The following is a 16,664-nucleotide window of genomic DNA, read 5'->3' on the forward strand; positions in this document are numbered from 1 at the left end:
CGGTGGGACGCCCCGGCCCGGCGGGGCCGTCCGACGTGGCACCCCGGGACCACAACGGCGCGCCGCCGGTCACGGTTCACCCCGGCCGTCGGGAAACCGGCCGCCGGTCACGGTGCCCCACTGCCGGCAGCGGACCCGTCGCCGTGGGCCACCCCGCCCGGTGCGACGCCACCCGAACCCATGCCGGTCGGGGCCACGGCGGCGACGGGGTCGGGTCGGGCGGGGACGCCCGGCCGGACCGTCACCGACCAGCGCGCCCGCAACGCCCGGCCGACGACGACAGGCACCAGCCGGTGCCCGGTGAGGGCGGTTATCCGGCGGGCGAAGGCCAGCTCGGGGCCGGTCAGGGCGGCGCTGCACAGCACCCCGGTGCCGTCGGGCAGGTCCGCCTCCCCGGTGGGGAAGGCCGCCCGGCGGACCCAGCCGTCGGGCAGGTCGGGGCCGAACAGGTCACCGATCACGGTGACCGAGTGCCCGGCGGTGTGCACCTGCTCGGCGATCGTCCGGGCCCGGTGCCGGGCGGCCTCGACCGGGCCGGTGACCGTGAACACGTCCGAGGTGCCGGCCAGGTCGACCCAGAGCGCCCAGCCCCGCCGGTGGCCGAGCCGGACCGGGAGCCGCATCGACGGTCGGGGTTGCGCCGGGATCTGCCAGGCGTGGTGCGGCGGCCCGCCGCCGGCCGCCGCCCCCGGCACCCGGACCACCAGGGTGCCGGCCGGCGAGGTCACCTCGGTGTCGAGGTCGCCGTCGACGCCCGGCGGCACCGGGCCGGCGTCGGGACCATCCACGGTACGGCCCGCAGCGGGCCGTACCGTCGCGTCGGTGCGTACCCCGGCTTCTGCCACCGGGGCGGGACGGTCCGCGGGGGACGGTCGTCGCGGTGGGTCGGGTCGTGCCGGGTCCGGAGCGCCGGCCGGCACGGCGGCGCAGGCCCCGTCGGCTGTCGGGTCGGCCCCGGCCGTCGGGGGGATCTCAGCTGTAGGGTCGGCCCCGGCGGCCTGGTGCGGGACGGGGGACACCGCGTCGCCTGCCGGCCCGGGCCGGGCGGGCCGGGTGCGCCGGCGTCGGGGCGTCCGGCGCAGCAGGGTGGCGACGAGCAGGGCGACGGCGGCGAGTCCGGCCAGGACGACCAGTTGACCTGTGTGCCCCGGGTCGGCCGTGGCCGGCGGGGCGTCGTCTTCGCCGGTCGGGGGCAGCGGTCCGATCCGCACGCCCGGCCCCCGCGCGTCCGGGGGCAGCGCCAGCACCCAGCCGGGGCGTAGTTCGGCCGGGTCGGTCAACCGTCCGCCGTCGGGCTGGCGGCGGCCCCGGTTCAGCTCGAAGACCTCCCGGTACCGGTTGCCGTCGCCGAGGGTGGTGGCCGCGATCTGGTAGAGGTACTCCCGCTGCCCGCCCACCGGTGGCCCCACCACGTAGTACCGTCCGGCCGGCGTCGCCTCGGCGGAGTGCGTGGCGGGCGGCGTCGCGGTGGCGGACCCCGTCCCGACCGACCCCACGTGTGACGGTGCCGGGTGGACGGACCCCGGGCCGGGTGGCGTCGCCCCGGCGGGCACCGTACCCGCGGCGTGGCCGGCGGCGAGCAGAAGCGCGGCCAGGACCGCCGCCGTCGTGACGACGACGCCGCTCCGCCCGGACCGGAGGGCGACCCGTCGGATCACCTGTCGCCCGCCGGTGGTGGTCGGGAATCGCACGGTCAGCCTCCTTGATCCTCCACCGGGGCGTAGCCCTTCCCCGGCCGCTGCCTACAACGGCGGCGACCGGCGAGCTGTTCAGTACGGCTTCGCCGTCCGCCCGTCCGGTTGGCCGAATCGCAATCGACCGGACCCGGGCCCGCCACGCAGGAGGCCGTAGCCTGGGCGGGCCACGACGACGCTGGGAGGTAGCGCTGTCCCGCCCGCTTCCGGTGACCGGACGCCACCGGACCCGCTGGTCCCGTCCACTGGTCGCCCTGCTGCTCGGTGGGCTCGCCGTCCCGGCGTCGACGGCGGCCGTGGCGACGTCGGCGACGGCCGCCCCCGCCCCCTCGCCCCCGACCGGCGCGCCGGCCCGGCCGGGCACCGCGCCGAACGGCTTCGTGAAGTACCTGGTGGTCGGCGCGGAACAGGGCCGGGTCGAACACCTCTGGGAGGTCGCGTTACGGGTCCTCGGCGACGCGCAGCGGTATCCGGAGATCTTCGCCCTGAACAAGGGCCGGGTCCAACCGGACGGCACCGCGGTCACCGACCCCGCCGTGCTGCGCCGGGGCTGGGTCCTGGTGCTGCCCTGGGACGCCGTCGGCGCGGGCGTCAGCTACGGCCCGTTGCCGGCGTTCACCCCGGCCCGTCCGACGGCGACGCCCCGCCCCCGGCCGAGCACCCCGCCGGCCAGCGCCCTGGTCTGCACGGTGGCCCCGAACCGGCGGATCGGCGGGGTGCCGTGGGCGCAGCTGCGGCTGACCCCGGAGGTGGCCTGGACCCGGGGCCGGGGCGCGGGGGTCACGGTCGCGGTCATCGACTCCGGGGTGGACGCCACCGTGCCGGCCCTCGCCGGCCGGGTCCGTCCCGGTGCGGACGCCGCGGCCGGCGGCGACGCCCGGGGGGACCGGGACTGCACCGGCCACGGCACCGCGCTGGCCGGGATCGCCGCCGCCGCCCGGCAGCGGGGCACCGACTTCGTGGGTCTCGCCCCCGAGGCCACCGTCCTGCCGGTCCGCGTCGGCATGGCCGCCGGCACAGCGGAGTCGACCGAGCTGGTGACCGCGCTGCGGATGGCGAGCACGGCCGGGGCCGGGGTGGCCGTGGTCGGCGGTTCGGTGGACACCACCGACAAGCGGGTGGTCGCGGCGCTGCGCGCGGCGGTGACCCGGGGCACCACCGTGGTGGTGGCGGCCCGCCCGGCGACGGCCGCGCAGGGTGCCGCCCTGCCGCCGGGGGTGCTGCGGGTCGGCGCGGTGGGCCCGGACGACCGGTTGGCCGAGGTGCACCGCCCCGGCGAGGTCGACGTGGTGGCGCCGGGCGTGGACGTGGCGGGCCTCGGGGTCGGCTCGGGCGAGGTGCAGGGCACCGGCACGGACTACGCCGTGGCGTTCGTCGCCGGGCTGGTCGCCCTGGTCCGCTCCAGCACACCCCGGTTGGACGCGGTCGAGGCGGCGGCCCGGATCACGGCCACGGCCGATGGGGCGGCGTCACCGGCGGCCGGACCCGACCCGTGGCACGGCTGGGGCATGATCAATCCGGCGGCGGCGGTGAACGCCACCCCGGCCGGTGTCGCCACCACCGTGGAACAGCGGAGTCCGGCCGGCGCGATCGCCGCGCTGGCGGCGATCCTCACCCTGGTCACCCTCACCGTCGGCCTGCGGCGTCGGCGTCGGCGCTGACCCGTCCCGCCCGTCCCCGCCGCCGGGCGGACGCTCAGCCGACGGGCACGGGGTCGGGCTCGACGTACCCGGTCTGGATCATCCGGTGTCCGCGCCGGGTCAGCACCATCGCCCGGCCGGGCGGCAGGTGCCGTCCCTTCACCCCGCCCAGCAGCGGCCCCTCCGTCGGCGGGCAGGACAGGGCGAGATCCGGGCTGCTGGCCTCCTGGAGGCGACGCAGCAGCGGATCCATCGACATCCGCATCAGGTTCGCGGTGCCCCGTACGACCACCATGTGCAGCCCGATGTCGACGCCGTGCGGAACGTACGGGATGAGGGGTTGCAGGGGGTTGTCCTGCCCGGCGAGCATCTCGAAGTCGTCGACCAGGACGAACAGCCGCGGCCCGGTCCACCAGTCGCGACGGCGCAACTGCTCGGGGCTGATCTCCTTGCCCGGCAGCCGCCCCTTGAGGCCGACCACCGCGTCGGCGACCGTCTCCCGGGTGGAGTCGGTCGAGACCGAGTAGCCGAGGCGGTACTCGGCCGGCACCGAGTCGAACAGCTGCCGCCGGTAGTCGACGATCAGGATGCGCGCCTCGGCCGGGGTGAACCTGCCGACGATCAGGCGGGCCAGGTGGCGCAGCAGGTTGGTCTTGCCGCTCTGGCTGTCGCCGAGCCCGGTCAGGTGCGGCAGCTCTGAGAAGTCGTGCCAGTACGGCTTCAGGTCGGTCTCGTCCAGACCGAGCGGCACCCACAGGTCGCCCTCGGCCGGCGGCAGGTCGGCGGCGGGCAGCACCGCCGGCAGGGTACGCACCGGCGTCGCCACTGGCCCGGCCCAGAACTCGGCGACCGTGCCGGCCAGCTCACGCGCCCCCTCGGCGGTGCTCGCCGGGTCGGGCACCCCGTCGATGCGCGGCAGCGCCCCCAGGAAGTGCAGCTTCTCCGGGGTGAGGCCGTGCCCCGGCGCACGTGGCACGGTCGCCGCCAACCGCAGGTCGATGGCGGAGTCGACGGCGTCGCCGAGGCGCAGCTCCAGTTTGATGCCGAGCTGGTCGCGCATGCTGTGGTGCACCTCCGACCAGCGGGCCGCGCTGACGATCAGGTGGACGCCGAAGTTGAGCCCCCGGGCGGCGATCTGCCGCAGCGCCACCTCCAGCGCCTCGAACTCCTGCCGCAGCGTGAACCAGCCGTCGACCACCAGGAACACGTCGCCGTACGGGTCGTCGGCGACCCGACCGTCGGCCCGCAACTGCCGGTAGGTCTGGATGCTGTCGATGCCCTGCTCGGTGAAGCGCCGCTCCCGCTGGTTGATCAGGCCGGTCACCTCGGCGACGGTCCGGCCGACCCGGTCGGTGTCGAGCCGGCCGGCGACGCTGCCCACGTGGGGCAGCCCGGCGACGGTGCCCAGGGTGCCGCCGCCGAAGTCCAGGCAGTAGAACTGCACCTCGGTGGGACGGTGGGTGAGCGCCAGCGCGCAGATCAGGGTCCGGATCAGGGTGCTCTTGCCGCTGCGGGTGCCGCCGGCCACGCCGATGTGCCCACCCACCCCGGACAGGTCCACGGTGAGCAGATCACGCAGCTGCTCGTAGGGCTTGTCGATGAACCCGAGCGGGACGACCAGCCGGCCGTTGCCGGGCCAGTCCGCGGCGACCAGCCCGAGGTCGGGGTCGGGGGTCAGCGCCGGCAGCAGGCTGTCCAGGGTGGGGGATTCGGCCAGCGGCGGCAGCCAGACCTGGTGGGCCGGCGGGCCGGAGTCGACGAGCTGGTCGGCGACGATCGCGAACACGCTGCGCGCGGCCGGCTCCGCCCCGTCCACCGGCGGCGGCGTGCCGGCCCCGGCCGCCGTGGTGTCCGCTGCGGCGCTCGGTGTACCGGCTCCGGCCGGGTCGGTCGCGGGTGGGCCGTCGGCGGGCCGTACCGCCGGGGTCGGCTGCTCCGCCGCCACCGGGTCCAGCCGGTAGGGCACCACCTGCCGCTGGACCACGTCCTGCCGGACCCGGGCCCGGCGGGGACGGTACTCCCCGGAGACGTACGCGGCCTTGAACCGCAGCAGCGTCGACACGTCCATCCGCAGGTAGCCGTTGCCCGGGGCGGCCGGCAACTCGTAGGCGTCGGGCACCCCGATCACCGAGCGGGACTCCATCGCCGAGAAGGTCCGCAACCCGATCCGGTACGACAGGTGCGACTCCAACTGCCCGATCCGGCCGTCGTCGACGCGTTGGCTGGCCAGCAGCAGGTGCACGGCGAGCGATCGGCCGAGCCGCCCGATCATGACGAACAGGTCGATGAAGTCCCGGTGTGCGGCGAGCAGCTCGGAGAACTCGTCGACGACCACGAAGAGGGTGGGCAGCGGGTCCAGCGGGGCGCCGCCGGCCCGGGCCTTCTCGTACTCCAGCACCGAGCTGTAGCCGCCGGCGGCCCGTAGCAGCTCCTGCCGGCGGACCAGCTCGCCGTGCAGGGCGTCGCGCATCCGGCCGACCAGCGACGCCTCGTCGGCCAGGTTGGTGATCACCGCCGAGGTGTGCGGCAGCCGGTCCAGGCCGAGGAAGGTCGCCCCGCCCTTGAAGTCGACGAGCACCAGGTTGAGCGTCTCCGAGGAGTGCGTGACGGCCAACGCCAGCACCAGCGTCCGCAGCAGCTCGCTCTTGCCGGAGCCGGTCGCGCCGATCAGCATCCCGTGCGGGCCCATGCCGCCCAGCGCGGACTCCTTGATGTCCAGCTCGACCGGGGCGCCGGTGGCGTCCACCCCGATCGGCACCCGCAGCCGCTCGTCCGGCCCGCGCCGGTCACGCAACGCGGCCAGCTCCAACCGTTCCAGCTCGGGGATGCGCAGCAGGGTGCCGAGGTCGAAGTCGGCCTTCATCGGTTCGGGGGCCAGTTCGGTGCTGACCGCCAGCCGGTAGGGCGACAGCAGCCGGGCGACCGTGCGGGCCGCCGCCGGGCCGAGCAGGTCGGGGGTGGCGAGCACCTGTCGGGTCTCCTGGCCCACCCGGTCCCGCCCGAGCATGGTCAGCGTGCCGTCGGCGACCTCCAGGTTGAGGATGCCCTTGCCGGTGGCCACCGGCGGGTCGTCCAGGTCGACGAAGACCGCGTTGCGGTAGCCGCCGGCGGTGAGCCGGTGACCGGCCGGCACCCGGCCGCCGTCGCGGACCACCACCACGTACGGCTCCTCCCGGTCGGGGGTGACGCCCGGCTCGTAGCGGGGACGGCCGGTGAACTCCGCGCCGAGCAGCCGTTCGAGGCGTTCGATCCCGTCGGCGGCCAGCCGTGACGCGCCGGCGGCGTCCTGCTCGGTGGGGTGCTGGGCGTGCGGCAGCCACTTGACCCACTCCCAGGCCGCCGACCCGGCCGGGTCGACACAGAGCGCCACCCGCACCTCCTCCGGTGCGTGCAACGCGCCGAGCTGGGTGAGCAGGGCCCGCAGCAGCGCCCGCGCCGCCGTCCGGTCCCCGGTCACCCGGATCTCGGCGAAGCCCGGCAGGAACAGCGCGACCGGTTGGTCCGGCAGGGTGCTGTACGCCCGGATGAACCGGCGCAGCGCCTTCGCGGCGACCGGTTCGAGATCCTCCACCGGCTTGGTCTGCATCGGCGCGATCCGGACCGCCAGCCGCTGCTCGCCGGTGCCGACCCGGATCTCCAGGAAGTCCGGGTGGGTGGGGCGGCGCTCCCAGCGACGCGTGGTCATCGCCAGCGACCACAGTGACGCCGGGTCGGGGTGCCGCCACAGGCTGGAGTCGCGCTGGTCCTGGGCGAACCGGCGGGCCCGACGGCGGTGCTGGGCGAGGTAGCGCAGGTAGTCGCGGCGGTCACCGCCGTGACGCTGCTTGCGTTCCCCGCTGCTGGCGATGACCGAGCCGATCATCACCCCGCCCATGGCCACCGCCATCATGCCGGCCATCACCCAGGTCAACGGGCCCCGCGACGGGCCCATGAACATCAGCATCATCACGCCGGTCATCAGCGCCATCGGCAGCACCATCATCGCCTGCCGGGCCCCGTTGTGCTGCGGCTCGCTCAGCTCCGGCGGCTCCTGGAGGGTCAGCTCCCCGGTGGGCATCTCCGGCCCGTTGCGCCGTGCCGGCCGCCGGAACAGCACCGTCCCCATGGTCGTCTCCCTCCACCCGGGCCGTCGGCCCCCTCCAGGGCCGTCGGCCCCCCTCCACAACGGAGCAGGGGCCGATCCGGGTCGATCCCGGTTTCCGGCCGGGGTCCGTCGGCGGGCGGAGAAAATTCCCCCGGGCCGTTGAACGTTCTCGGCCGGTTGCCGTTGAAGGGGCCGTGACAGGCACCGAGACCGAGCAGATGTGCCGGCTGGTCGTACGCGGACCGAGCCGGCAGATCGAAGTCGCCGTGCCGGTCGGGGTGGTGGTGGCCGACCTGCTGCCGGCGCTGCTGCACCACCTCGGCGACGGGTTGGCCGACACCGGGCTGAGCCACGGCGGTTGGGTCCTGCAACGTGCCGGTTCGGCCCCGCTGGACGAGGAGAGCAGCGTCGCCGCGCTCGACCTGCACGACGGCGACCTGGTGTATCTGCGTCCGCGCGCCGACCAGTTGCCCGAGGCCGACTTCGACGACCTCGTCGACGGGATGGCGACCGGGGTGCGGGACCGCCCCGGCCGGTGGCGTCCCGAGCTGGTCCGCCCGGTGGTGCTGGGGCTGGCCGGGCTGCTGTTCGCCGTCGGGCTGGTGGCCCTGGCGCTGCCCGGCCCGGTGCCGCTGCGGGCGGTGGCGGCGCTGGCGGTGGCGGCGGTGGCGCTGGGCGGCGGGGCCGCCGTGGTCCGGGCCGCCGCCGAGCGGGGGTTCGGCGTGCTGCTGGCCGTCGCCGCGACCGGCTATGCCGGCCTGGCCGGGCTGGTGCTGCCCGGCGACGGCGGGGCGCTCGGCGCGGGGATGACCGGGCCGCAGGTGCTCGGTGGGACCGCCACCGGGGCGGCGGTGGCGGTGCTCGCCGCCGGCCTGCTCGGCGCGGCCACCCCGCTGTTCGTCGCCGGCTCCGTCGCGCTGCTGCTGGGGGTGCTCGGCGGGGCCGCCGCCACTCTGGGCGGGCTGACCGGGCCGCAGGCCGGGGCGGTGGTCGCGCTGGCCGCGACCGCCCTGGTGCTGACCGTGCCCCTGGTCGCGTTCCGGCTGGCCGGGATGCGCCTCGCCCCGCTGCCGACCCGACCCGAGCACCTCCAGGAGGACATCGACCCGGAACCCGCCGGCCCGCTGATGGACCGGGCGCGGGCCGTCGACCGGCTGATGACCGCCCTGTACGCCGGCCTGGCGGCGGCCACCGCCGTGGCGCTGCTGCCGGTGGCCCACCGGGCGGGGTGGGCGGAGGTGACCCTGGTGCTGCTGGCCGCGCTGGTCTGGTCGCTCAACGCCCGACCGATGACCAGCGCCTGGCACCGGCTGACCCAGGCGGTGCCGGCGCTGGTCGGGCTCGTCGCGGTCGCCGTGGACGCCCTGGCCGGGGCGGGACCGCTGGCGCGGGTGCTGGCGTTGGCGGTGCTGCCGGTCGCCGTACCGGCGTTGCTGCTGGCCGGGCGCAGCCTCACCGGGCGGCGGGTGACGCCGTACTGGGGGCGGGTCGGTGATCTCACGCTGACCGCGGCGGCGGTGGCGCTGCTGCCGATCGGGCTCGCCGTCCTGCACGTGTACGACTACTTCCGGTCGATCGGGGGCTGAGGTCGTGCAGTCCCGACGTGACCAGGTGCAGGCGCAGTCTCATCTGCTCGGCCGGTTGAGCGCCGCGCTGGTGGCCGGCGAGCCGGACGGCCTGGAGACACCGCACCGGCGTACCACGGTGGGGTTGCTCGCCGGGGTCCTGGTCGCCGCGCTGGTGGTCGGCGGTTTCACCCTGTACGGCTTCTTCGCCCCCGGTGGGGCGACCGCGTGGCGCAGGGCCGGGGCGCTGGTGGTGGAGAAGGAGACCGGCTCGCGCTACCTCTACCTGGACGGGCGGCTGCGTCCGGTGCTCAACTACGCCTCGGCCCGGCTGCTGCTCGGTGAGGAACTCGCCGTGGTCACCGTGTCGGCGAAGTCGCTGCGCGGGGTGGCGCACGGGCAGCCGCTGGGCATCGTCGGCGCCCCCGACGTGCTGCCTGCCGGTGGCCTGGCCGGTGTCGGGTGGACCGCGTGCGCGCCCGGCGTCACGGACCTGGCCGGCACCGAGACGACGGCGTTGACCCTGTCGGTCGCCCCGGCGGCCGACGGGACCCCGCTGGCCGCCGACCGGGCGGTGCTGGTCCGGCCCACCGGCGACCCGACCGCCGGCTATCTGATCTGGAACGGTCACCGGTTCCGGCTCACCGCACCGTGGCTGCCGGCGGTGCTGGGCCACGACGGGCCACCGGTCACCGTACCGGCGGCCTGGTTGGACCTGGTCCCCGCCGGGGTGGACCTGGGGCCGGTGCCGGTGCCCGGGCGCGGTGAGGCCGGGCCGACGGTGGACGGGCAGCCGACCCGGATCGGTCAACTGTTCACCGCCCGACCGGCCGACGGCGAGCAACGGCACTACCTGCTGCGCCGCGACGGGCTGGCCCGGCTGCCCCCGCTGGCGTACGCGCTGCTGGCCGCCGACCCGGCGACCGTCGCCGGCTACGGCGGCCGGGCGGTGGTGCCGACCGTGCTGAGCCCGGCGGCGCTGGCCCGGCTGCCCCTGGCGGCCCGGCCACCCGTGGCCGAGGAACTGCCGGCGGTGGCGCCGGGGGCGGCCATCCGGAGCCCCGGGCTCGCCTGGTGCCTGCGCTTCGGGGCCGACGGCCGGCCCCGGGTCGTCGCGGCCCGCCCGGCACCGGCGTCCGCCATCGTGCGCGGCGGTGTCGGGGTGACCCGCACGACGCACACCGCCGACGCGGTGACGGTCGCGCCCGGATACGGCGGGCTGGTGGTCGCCGGCCGCGCCGGGCAGCCCGGCACCACCTACCACCTGGTGACCGACGCCGGGGTGAAGTACCCGCTCGCCGGTGCGGCGGTGGCGGAGCGGCTGGGTTACGCCCCCGCGACCGCGACCGTGGTGTCACCGGACCTGATCGACCTGCTGCCGACCGGTCCCGCCCTCGACCCCGCCCGGGTCGTCGGATGACCGCCGGGCAGCGGAACCGGCGACGCGGAACCGCCGCGGCCGCCCCAACCGGAAGGAGCGCCGATGCCACTCGGCAACGAGGTAGACGAGCAGACGATCCGCAGCACCATCTCGGCGATGAACCAGACCGACGCCCAGTGCGACGCGGCGCAGCGCGCCGTCGACAACACGTCCAGCTTCCTGGACACCCAGTGGCGCGGGGAGGCCAAGACCGCCTTCACCACCTCCATCCAGCAGTGGCTGGAGGGGCTGAGCAAGGTCAAGCAGGGGCTGCTCGACCTGAACACCGCGATGACCTCGCACTACCAGACCAGCGCGCAGGTGGAGCAGGACAACGCCCTCTCCGCGAGCTGGACCTGACCACCGACCGACCCCTCACGAAGGACGACCCATGCCGTCGTACGGACTCAACCCCAACGGTCTGCTGGACAGCTCGGCCGAGTTGCAGGGCGTGACCACCAGCATCCAGAACGCGATCGACGAACTCAACACCGTCGTCCAGACGTACGTCAACGCCAACTCCGGTGACACCCGGGAGGCGTTCACGGCGGCGCAGGCCAAGTGGAACGCCGGGATCGAGGAGATGCGCCGGGCGATCGCCGACGCCTCGTCCCGGCTGGACCAGATCCACGACAACTACCGGCTGGGCGACGCGCGGGGTGCCGCGCTGTTCCAGGGCAACGTCTGACCCCCGGTGCGGCGGGCGGTCCCGGGCCGCCCGCCCCACCCTCACCCAACGGAGGAACCGATGCCGATCGTCATCGACGAGCCGTACATCAACCAGCTCATCGCGAAGCTCAACAGCCTGCGGGACGCGGTCGACACCGCCACCTCCGGGCAGGGCCAGTACGTCTCGCAGACGCTGCGCGACCTGGTCGTCTCGGCCGGGACGAGCAACTTCGAGCCGGGCAAGACCATCCGCGACCAGCTCAACAAGACCGGTGACACGCTGCTGGCCCGGATGACCAGCCACCGGACCACGATGAACAGCCTCGCCGTCGGGCTGACCGAACTGCTGGCGAACTCGGAGTACATCGAGTCGCTCAACGCGGTCACCGCCGAACGGTTCCTGGAGTTCCTGCCCGGCACCGGCACCGGCGGCACCCCCACCCCCACCCCCACCCCGACGGCGTGATCCGGTGACCGCTCCGTACCAGGACATGTCCCAGTGGACCTGGGAATCGATGCTCCAGAACGTGCTGGGGGAGGGCCGGGACGGTCCCGACGGCACCAGCGGCACCATGCTGGACCGCAAACTGGTGGCCGGTCCGGACGTGCGGTGGCTGCGCCTGGTCGACCACACCGATGCGGTCACCGAGTCGTCGGACCCACCCAGCGACGGTGACGTGACCAACCGGATCGACTCGCTCGACGGCAACGAGTTCTTCCTCTACCGGATCAGCTCGGTCGGCTCGCTGCGCGACGGGAAACCCCACTACACCACCCGGACCCAGTTCATCCAGGTGAAGATCGTCTTCAGTGACTCGCAGACCGAGGGGGCGCCCTCGCCGCGCGGCGCGTTCGAGACCTTCTACAAGTCCAGCGAGGGGGCGTTGCAGCGGCTGACCAGCGGTGCCAACCCGGTGTTCAGCTGGAAGAGCTTCACCGACGCCGCCAAGATGCTGCACGACGTGGAGACCAGCCTGGTCAGCACGGAGCGGGAGCTGAAGACCATCCTGGACCGGGTCGGCGACGACGCCTCCGGGTTCCAGGGCAACGCCTCCGGGGTGTTCATCGGGACGATGGCGAACCTGCGGCGCGACGTCCACCGGCTGGCGGTCGACATGAACGCCAACAGCACCGACCGGGCCTGGTCCGACCAGGTCGACGACGTGGTCGACGACATGACCGCCTTCCGCAACAAGATCGCCAGCTCGTTCCGGGAGTTCAGCGACCACACGTTCCAGTGGTTCAACGGCTACAACCCGACCACGCTGATCGACTCGTTGAAGAAGATCGTCACCGAGGTCAGGACGGGCAACTTCAGCCAGGTCACGATCACCCTGCCGGACGCGTACGGCAACGGCACGGTGAACAGCGGCACCTTCAACCTGATGACCGAGGCCGGCTGGCAGAGCGTCGACAACATGATCAAGGGGGCCTGGCTGGGTCAGCTGCGGGAGCTGGACGCCACGATGCGTACCGAGCTGGCGCGGCTGACCACCCGGCTGCGCTCCGTCACCCACCTGGTGAGCGTCATCTCACCCCCACCGACCACCACCGGCGCCACCCCGCCGCCGGGCGGCACCCCCGACCTCAACGGTCCGGACCTGAACGGCGGTGGTGGCCCTGGCATCGGCGGTGGCGGTGACCTGGGCATCGGTGGCGGTGGTGACCTGGGTATGGGCGGTGGCGGTGACCTGGGCGTGGGCGGTGGCGGCGACCTCGGTATGGGTGGCGGTGGTGACCTGGGTATGGGCGGTGGCGGTGACCTGGGCGTAGGCGGTGGCGGCGACCTCGGTAAGGGCGGTGGCGACCTCGGCGGTGGGTCCGGCCTGGGTCTCGGTGGCGATCTGGGCCTGGGCGGTGGGTCCGGCGTCGGGGGCGGGACGGGCGGACTGGGGCTCGGTGGCGGTGACCTCGGTGCCGGTGGGTCGACCGGCGGGCCCGGCACCGACTGGGACGACCTGCTCGGCGGTGGCACGGGCTCCGGCTCGGCAGGTGGCGGCAGCGGTGGTGGGCTCGGTGGTGGGATCGGCGGCCCCGGTCTGGGCGGCGGTGTCGTCGTACCCGGCCTGCCCCCCGTGCTGGGCGGGTCGGGCAGCCTGGGTGCGGGCGGCGTGGGCGGGGTCAGGGGCGGCGGGGCGGCTGGCCTCGGCGACGACACGACCAACCCGTCGGCGCAGTTCCCGACCGACGTGGACGGGGTCGACGTCGGCAACCTGGGCGGCGGCTCGCCTGGCCAGTCCTCGACCAGCGGGGTGGCGCTCGGCAGTGAACTGGCCGCGCTGCTCGGCGAACCGGCCGGTCTCGGCCCCGGCGGCACCGGGGCAGGCAGCACGGACTCCGCCTCCTCGGCGGCCGGCGGGTTCCCGATGATGCCGCCGATGGGTGGCATGGGCGGCATGGGCGGGGGCGGCCAGCAGGGGGAGAAGGACCGTGAACGCAAGACCTGGCTGGAAGAGGAAGAGGACGTCTGGGGCACCGACCCCGAGTGCGGGATGGCCGTCATCGGCCGGTCCGAGCACACCGAGGAACCGGCCACCACGATGCCGGTCGCGCCGCGCCGACCCGGCCAGACGCCAGGGCCCACCCGTACCACGGGACGTCGCCGTGGCTGACCGTCGACCCGGGCGGGCCGCACGGTGACCGCCCCGAACCCGGAGTACCTCGGCTGGACCTGGGAACGAATGCTCCAGGACGTCCTCAACGAGGGCCGCGACGGCACCGACCAGGGCGGCGGCACACTGATCGACCGCAACCTGGTCGCCGGCCACGGGGTCACCTGGGTCCGGTTCGTCGAACGGCGTACCCAGGAACTGGACCGGGGCACCCGTCCCACCATCGACCCGGGCGACCGGGAGCTGATGGGCTACCGTCGGGTCGGTCCCGGGGTGGACGACCCGCAGCGGGACCTCTGGGAGATCGTGCGGGGCCACGTCACCTTCTGGGAGGGCAGCGGCGGCCCCCCACCGGCCACCGCGTTCGACAGCTTCTACCGGGCGAGCGTCAACGCCCTCACCCGCCTGTACGCCGGCACCAACGGCTGGTTCAGCGAACGCAGCTTCACCGACGCCGGCAACCTGCTGTGGCGGGTCGAGCAGACGTTGCTCACCACCGCCGCCGAGCTGCGGGTGCTGCGCGACGGGATCAGCGGGGCCGGATCCGGGTTCGAGGGCTCGGCGTCGGCGGTCTTCGTGGCGGCCCTGAACACCCTGCACGCCGACATCGACCGGCTCACCCGCGACATGAACGCCACCGACGAGGCCAACGCCTGGTCGGACCGGGTCTTCCGGCAGTCCAACGACCTGCTGATGTTCCGCGAGCGGATCAACGACGCGTGGCGGGAGTTCAGCGACCACACCCACCAGTGGTTCAACACGTACCACCCAAGCGCGCTGTTCGGCGCGGTCCGCAGCATCCTCGCGCAGGTCGACCAGGGCAGCCTGAACGCGGTCGGAGTCACCATCCCGGACACCTACGGCACCGGCCCCGTCAGCGGCACCTTCGACCTGACCACCGCGGCCGGCTGGACCGCCCTCGACGTGCTGCTGCGCACCGCCTGGCTGCGTCAGCTCGTCCGGCTCGACCTGGCGATGCGCGACGCGTTGGCGCAGCTCGTCACCGCATTGCGGGAGACCAGCGGGATCGTCAACCGGTTCGCCGGCCCGCCCGGCGGCGGTGACCTTCCGCCGCCACCGCCGGGCACCTCGGACGGCCCCACCGGCGCTCCACCCCCCGAGGAGGTGCGGTCCACCATCCAGTCCGGCGGCGGCGGCTTCGACGGGACCGGCGGCGGTGGTGCCGGCTTCGACGGGGCCGGCGGCGGTGGGCCGGACCTGTCGTTCTCGTCGTCTTCCTCCTCGGGGGCCGGCGGGACGGGTGCCGCGCTCGGCGGCGGCCCGGCGGCCATCGGCGCGATCGGAGCGATCGGAGCCTCGGGCGGCGTCGGGTTCGGCGGGGCAGGTCTGTCGGCGCTCGGCGCGACGAGCCTGGCCGGCGGGTCCGCGGACCGCAGCGTCCTCGGCACCTCTGGGAAGGCCGGCGACGGCGTCGCCGCGCTCGGTGCCCTGGGACGTGGCGGCGTGGGCGGCTGGGGCGGCGGTGCGCTGGCCGGGGTGGGTGGTCTGGCCGGTGGCGTCGGCCCGGTGATCGGCGGACGGGCCGGCGGTGGCGTCCCGGACGGCGACCGCCGCTCCGGCGGCGCGCTGGGCGACTGGGCCGGCGGCGGCGTCGACATCGGTGACCTGGCGGACGGGCCGGTCGCCCCGCCGTCGCGGGGGGCCGTCGGCGGCTCCGCCGTCGGTCGGGAACTCGCCGCCCTGCTCGCCGGCCCGCTCGGCGGTGCCGGCGGCGGGGGGTTGCCCGCAGGCGCGGGGCTGCCCGGCGGTGCCGGGGCGTCAGGTGCGGCCGGCGGCCCGGGGTCGTCGGGCGCGGCGGGCAGCGGTGCCCCGGCACCCGGACAGCCCGGCAGCCGGCCGTTCGGGCCGCCGGTCCTGCCGTCGATCGGCGCACCGGGCCGGGCGGGCGACGACACCCGCCGCACCACCCGGTTGACCGAGGACGAGCAGGCATGGGGAGCCGACCCGACGTGTACGGCGGCCGTGGTCGGCCGGACCGATCCGCCGAGGCGGCGGCCGGCGGCGACGCCGGTGCAGGTGGAGCAGACCCCCACCGCCGGCCCGGTGGTGCACGGCCGGGACCAGGCGCGCGGTCGGGGTTGACCGCCGTCGACGCCGCCCGACGGGTCGACCGTCGCGGTGCCCGGCAGCAGACGAACCGTAGCGACAACCGGAGGTGAGGACAGATGTCGAGTCCGTTGTCCAACCAGGTCGAGCAGGCGCTCGCCGAACTCGAACGGCAGAAGGCCGCGATCGACGAGATCCAGGGTGGCCTGCACACCGTCTACAGCACGGTGACCGCGAAGAACCGGGCGGTGGCGGTGACCGTTGACAGTCGGGGTGCGGTCACCGCGATCAAGTTTCCGACCTCGGCGTACCGGTCGATGGCCGGCCCGGAGCTGGGGGAGCTGCTGGTCGACACGATCGAGGCGGCCCGGGGCGAGGCGATGGCCCGTACCGTCGCCGCGTTCGAGTCGCTGCTCCCCGCCGGCCTGCCCATGATGGACCTGCTGACCGGCGGAGCCGACCCGGAACACGGCCCGCTGCCGATGGACAAGCTGCTCGCCGAGATGTTCCGGACGGCCGGGCCGGACGACGACCCGACGCCGGCACCCCCGGCCGGGGCCCACTGATGCCCCCGGCCGAGGGGCCGATCGGTGCCGACACCGGCCGGCTGACCAACCCGAACTTCGACCCGTTCACCGAGGAACTGGACCGGGTCCAACAGGCGCTGCGCAACAGCGACACCGACCATCCCGGGCTCGTCGGGGAACCGTACGCGGACATCGACGAGATCGTGGCGAACCTGCCGAAGGCGTCGGTCGGCGCGGACCTCATCAAGCTGCTGGGCGCGGTTCCCCAGGGCTACCAGGAGGACCTGCGGGAACTGGGCCGACTCCTGGCGGACATGGAGGCGACCAACGCCGACATCTCCGGCGGGGTCAACACCGGGCGGCACACCTAACGGCCGACGGTGGCT

The 16,664-nt window shown here is 75.1% G+C and carries 12 protein-coding genes; 10 read left to right on the forward strand and 2 right to left on the reverse strand.

What is annotated here, in order from left to right; genetic code table 11:
* Positions 1 to 107: 107 nt before the first annotated feature.
* Entirely contained in the window at positions 108 to 1,691 is a 1,584-nt protein-coding gene (locus tag ACN267_RS05195) for a hypothetical protein (protein ID WP_421488058.1), read from the reverse strand.
* A gap of 212 nt (positions 1,692 to 1,903) precedes the next feature.
* Here ACN267_RS05195 and ACN267_RS05200 point away from each other — a divergent pair, with 212 nt between their 5' ends.
* Positions 1,904 to 3,355 carry a S8 family serine peptidase gene (locus ACN267_RS05200; protein WP_421488059.1) on the forward strand — a complete coding sequence of 484 codons (1,452 nt, stop codon included), beginning with the start codon at positions 1,904 to 1,906 and terminating at the stop codon, positions 3,353 to 3,355.
* A gap of 34 nt (positions 3,356 to 3,389) precedes the next feature.
* Here the strand turns inward: ACN267_RS05200 and eccCa are convergent, their stop codons facing one another.
* Positions 3,390 to 7,439 carry a type VII secretion protein EccCa gene (eccCa, locus tag ACN267_RS05205; RefSeq protein WP_421488060.1) on the reverse strand — a complete coding sequence of 1,350 codons (4,050 nt, stop codon included), beginning with the start codon at positions 7,437 to 7,439 and terminating at the stop codon, positions 3,390 to 3,392.
* A gap of 173 nt (positions 7,440 to 7,612) precedes the next feature.
* Between eccCa and eccD the strand changes: the two genes are divergently transcribed.
* From eccD to ACN267_RS05250, 9 genes are all read left to right on the forward strand, one after another.
* Positions 7,613 to 9,004 (forward strand): type VII secretion integral membrane protein EccD, encoded by a 1,392-nt coding sequence (gene eccD, locus ACN267_RS05210; protein ID WP_421488061.1) that lies wholly within the window; start codon positions 7,613 to 7,615, stop codon positions 9,002 to 9,004.
* Between the two features lie 4 nt (positions 9,005 to 9,008).
* Positions 9,009 to 10,403: a type VII secretion protein EccB gene (gene eccB, locus ACN267_RS05215; protein WP_421488062.1), complete on the forward strand. Its 1,395-nt coding sequence runs from the start codon at positions 9,009 to 9,011 to the stop codon at positions 10,401 to 10,403.
* Between the two features lie 63 nt (positions 10,404 to 10,466).
* Entirely contained in the window at positions 10,467 to 10,763 is a 297-nt protein-coding gene (locus ACN267_RS05220; protein ID WP_204923310.1) for a WXG100 family type VII secretion target, read from the forward strand.
* A gap of 31 nt (positions 10,764 to 10,794) precedes the next feature.
* The gene (locus ACN267_RS05225; RefSeq protein WP_204961564.1) at positions 10,795 to 11,091 is read left to right on the forward strand and encodes a WXG100 family type VII secretion target; all 297 of its coding nucleotides are present in this window, start codon (positions 10,795 to 10,797) and stop codon (positions 11,089 to 11,091) included.
* 60 nt (positions 11,092 to 11,151) lie between these two features.
* Positions 11,152 to 11,538: a hypothetical protein gene (locus tag ACN267_RS05230; RefSeq protein ID WP_421488063.1), complete on the forward strand. Its 387-nt coding sequence runs from the start codon at positions 11,152 to 11,154 to the stop codon at positions 11,536 to 11,538.
* Positions 11,539 to 11,542: 4 nt separating this feature from the next.
* Complete coding sequence (locus tag ACN267_RS05235; protein WP_421488064.1) at positions 11,543 to 13,684, forward strand: hypothetical protein; 2,142 nt, start codon at positions 11,543 to 11,545, stop codon at positions 13,682 to 13,684.
* A 24-nt stretch (positions 13,685 to 13,708) separates the two neighbouring features.
* A complete protein-coding gene (locus ACN267_RS05240) occupies positions 13,709 to 15,787 on the forward strand; it encodes a hypothetical protein (RefSeq protein WP_421488065.1) in 2,079 nt (692 codons plus the stop codon).
* 83 nt (positions 15,788 to 15,870) lie between these two features.
* Positions 15,871 to 16,317: a YbaB/EbfC family nucleoid-associated protein gene (locus tag ACN267_RS05245; RefSeq protein WP_204961568.1), complete on the forward strand. Its 447-nt coding sequence runs from the start codon at positions 15,871 to 15,873 to the stop codon at positions 16,315 to 16,317.
* Positions 16,317 to 16,649, forward strand: coding sequence for a hypothetical protein (locus ACN267_RS05250; protein ID WP_204961569.1), 333 nt, complete (start codon positions 16,317 to 16,319; stop codon positions 16,647 to 16,649). The genes ACN267_RS05245 and ACN267_RS05250 overlap by 1 nt, the downstream gene beginning before the upstream one ends.
* The last annotated feature ends 15 nt before the right edge of the window (positions 16,650 to 16,664 follow it).

This window comes from Micromonospora sp. WMMD734, from assembly GCF_049178975.1.
Classification (GTDB): Bacteria; Actinomycetota; Actinomycetes; order Mycobacteriales; family Micromonosporaceae; genus Micromonospora; species Micromonospora wenchangensis.

Bases quoted from the DNA above. Each gene is read 5' to 3' on its own strand.
- ACN267_RS05250 (WP_204961569.1), top strand. From the start codon at position 16,317: ATGCCCCCGGCCGAGGGGCCGATCGGTGCCGACACCGGCCGGCTGACC.
- ACN267_RS05220 (WP_204923310.1), top strand. From the start codon at position 10,467: ATGCCACTCGGCAACGAGGTAGACGAGCAGACGATCCGCAGCACCATC.
- ACN267_RS05225 (WP_204961564.1), top strand. From the start codon at position 10,795: ATGCCGTCGTACGGACTCAACCCCAACGGTCTGCTGGACAGCTCGGCC.
- ACN267_RS05230 (WP_421488063.1), top strand. From the start codon at position 11,152: ATGCCGATCGTCATCGACGAGCCGTACATCAACCAGCTCATCGCGAAG.
- eccCa (WP_421488060.1), bottom strand. From the start codon at position 7,439: ATGGGGACGGTGCTGTTCCGGCGGCCGGCACGGCGCAACGGGCCGGAG.
- ACN267_RS05245 (WP_204961568.1), top strand. From the start codon at position 15,871: ATGTCGAGTCCGTTGTCCAACCAGGTCGAGCAGGCGCTCGCCGAACTC.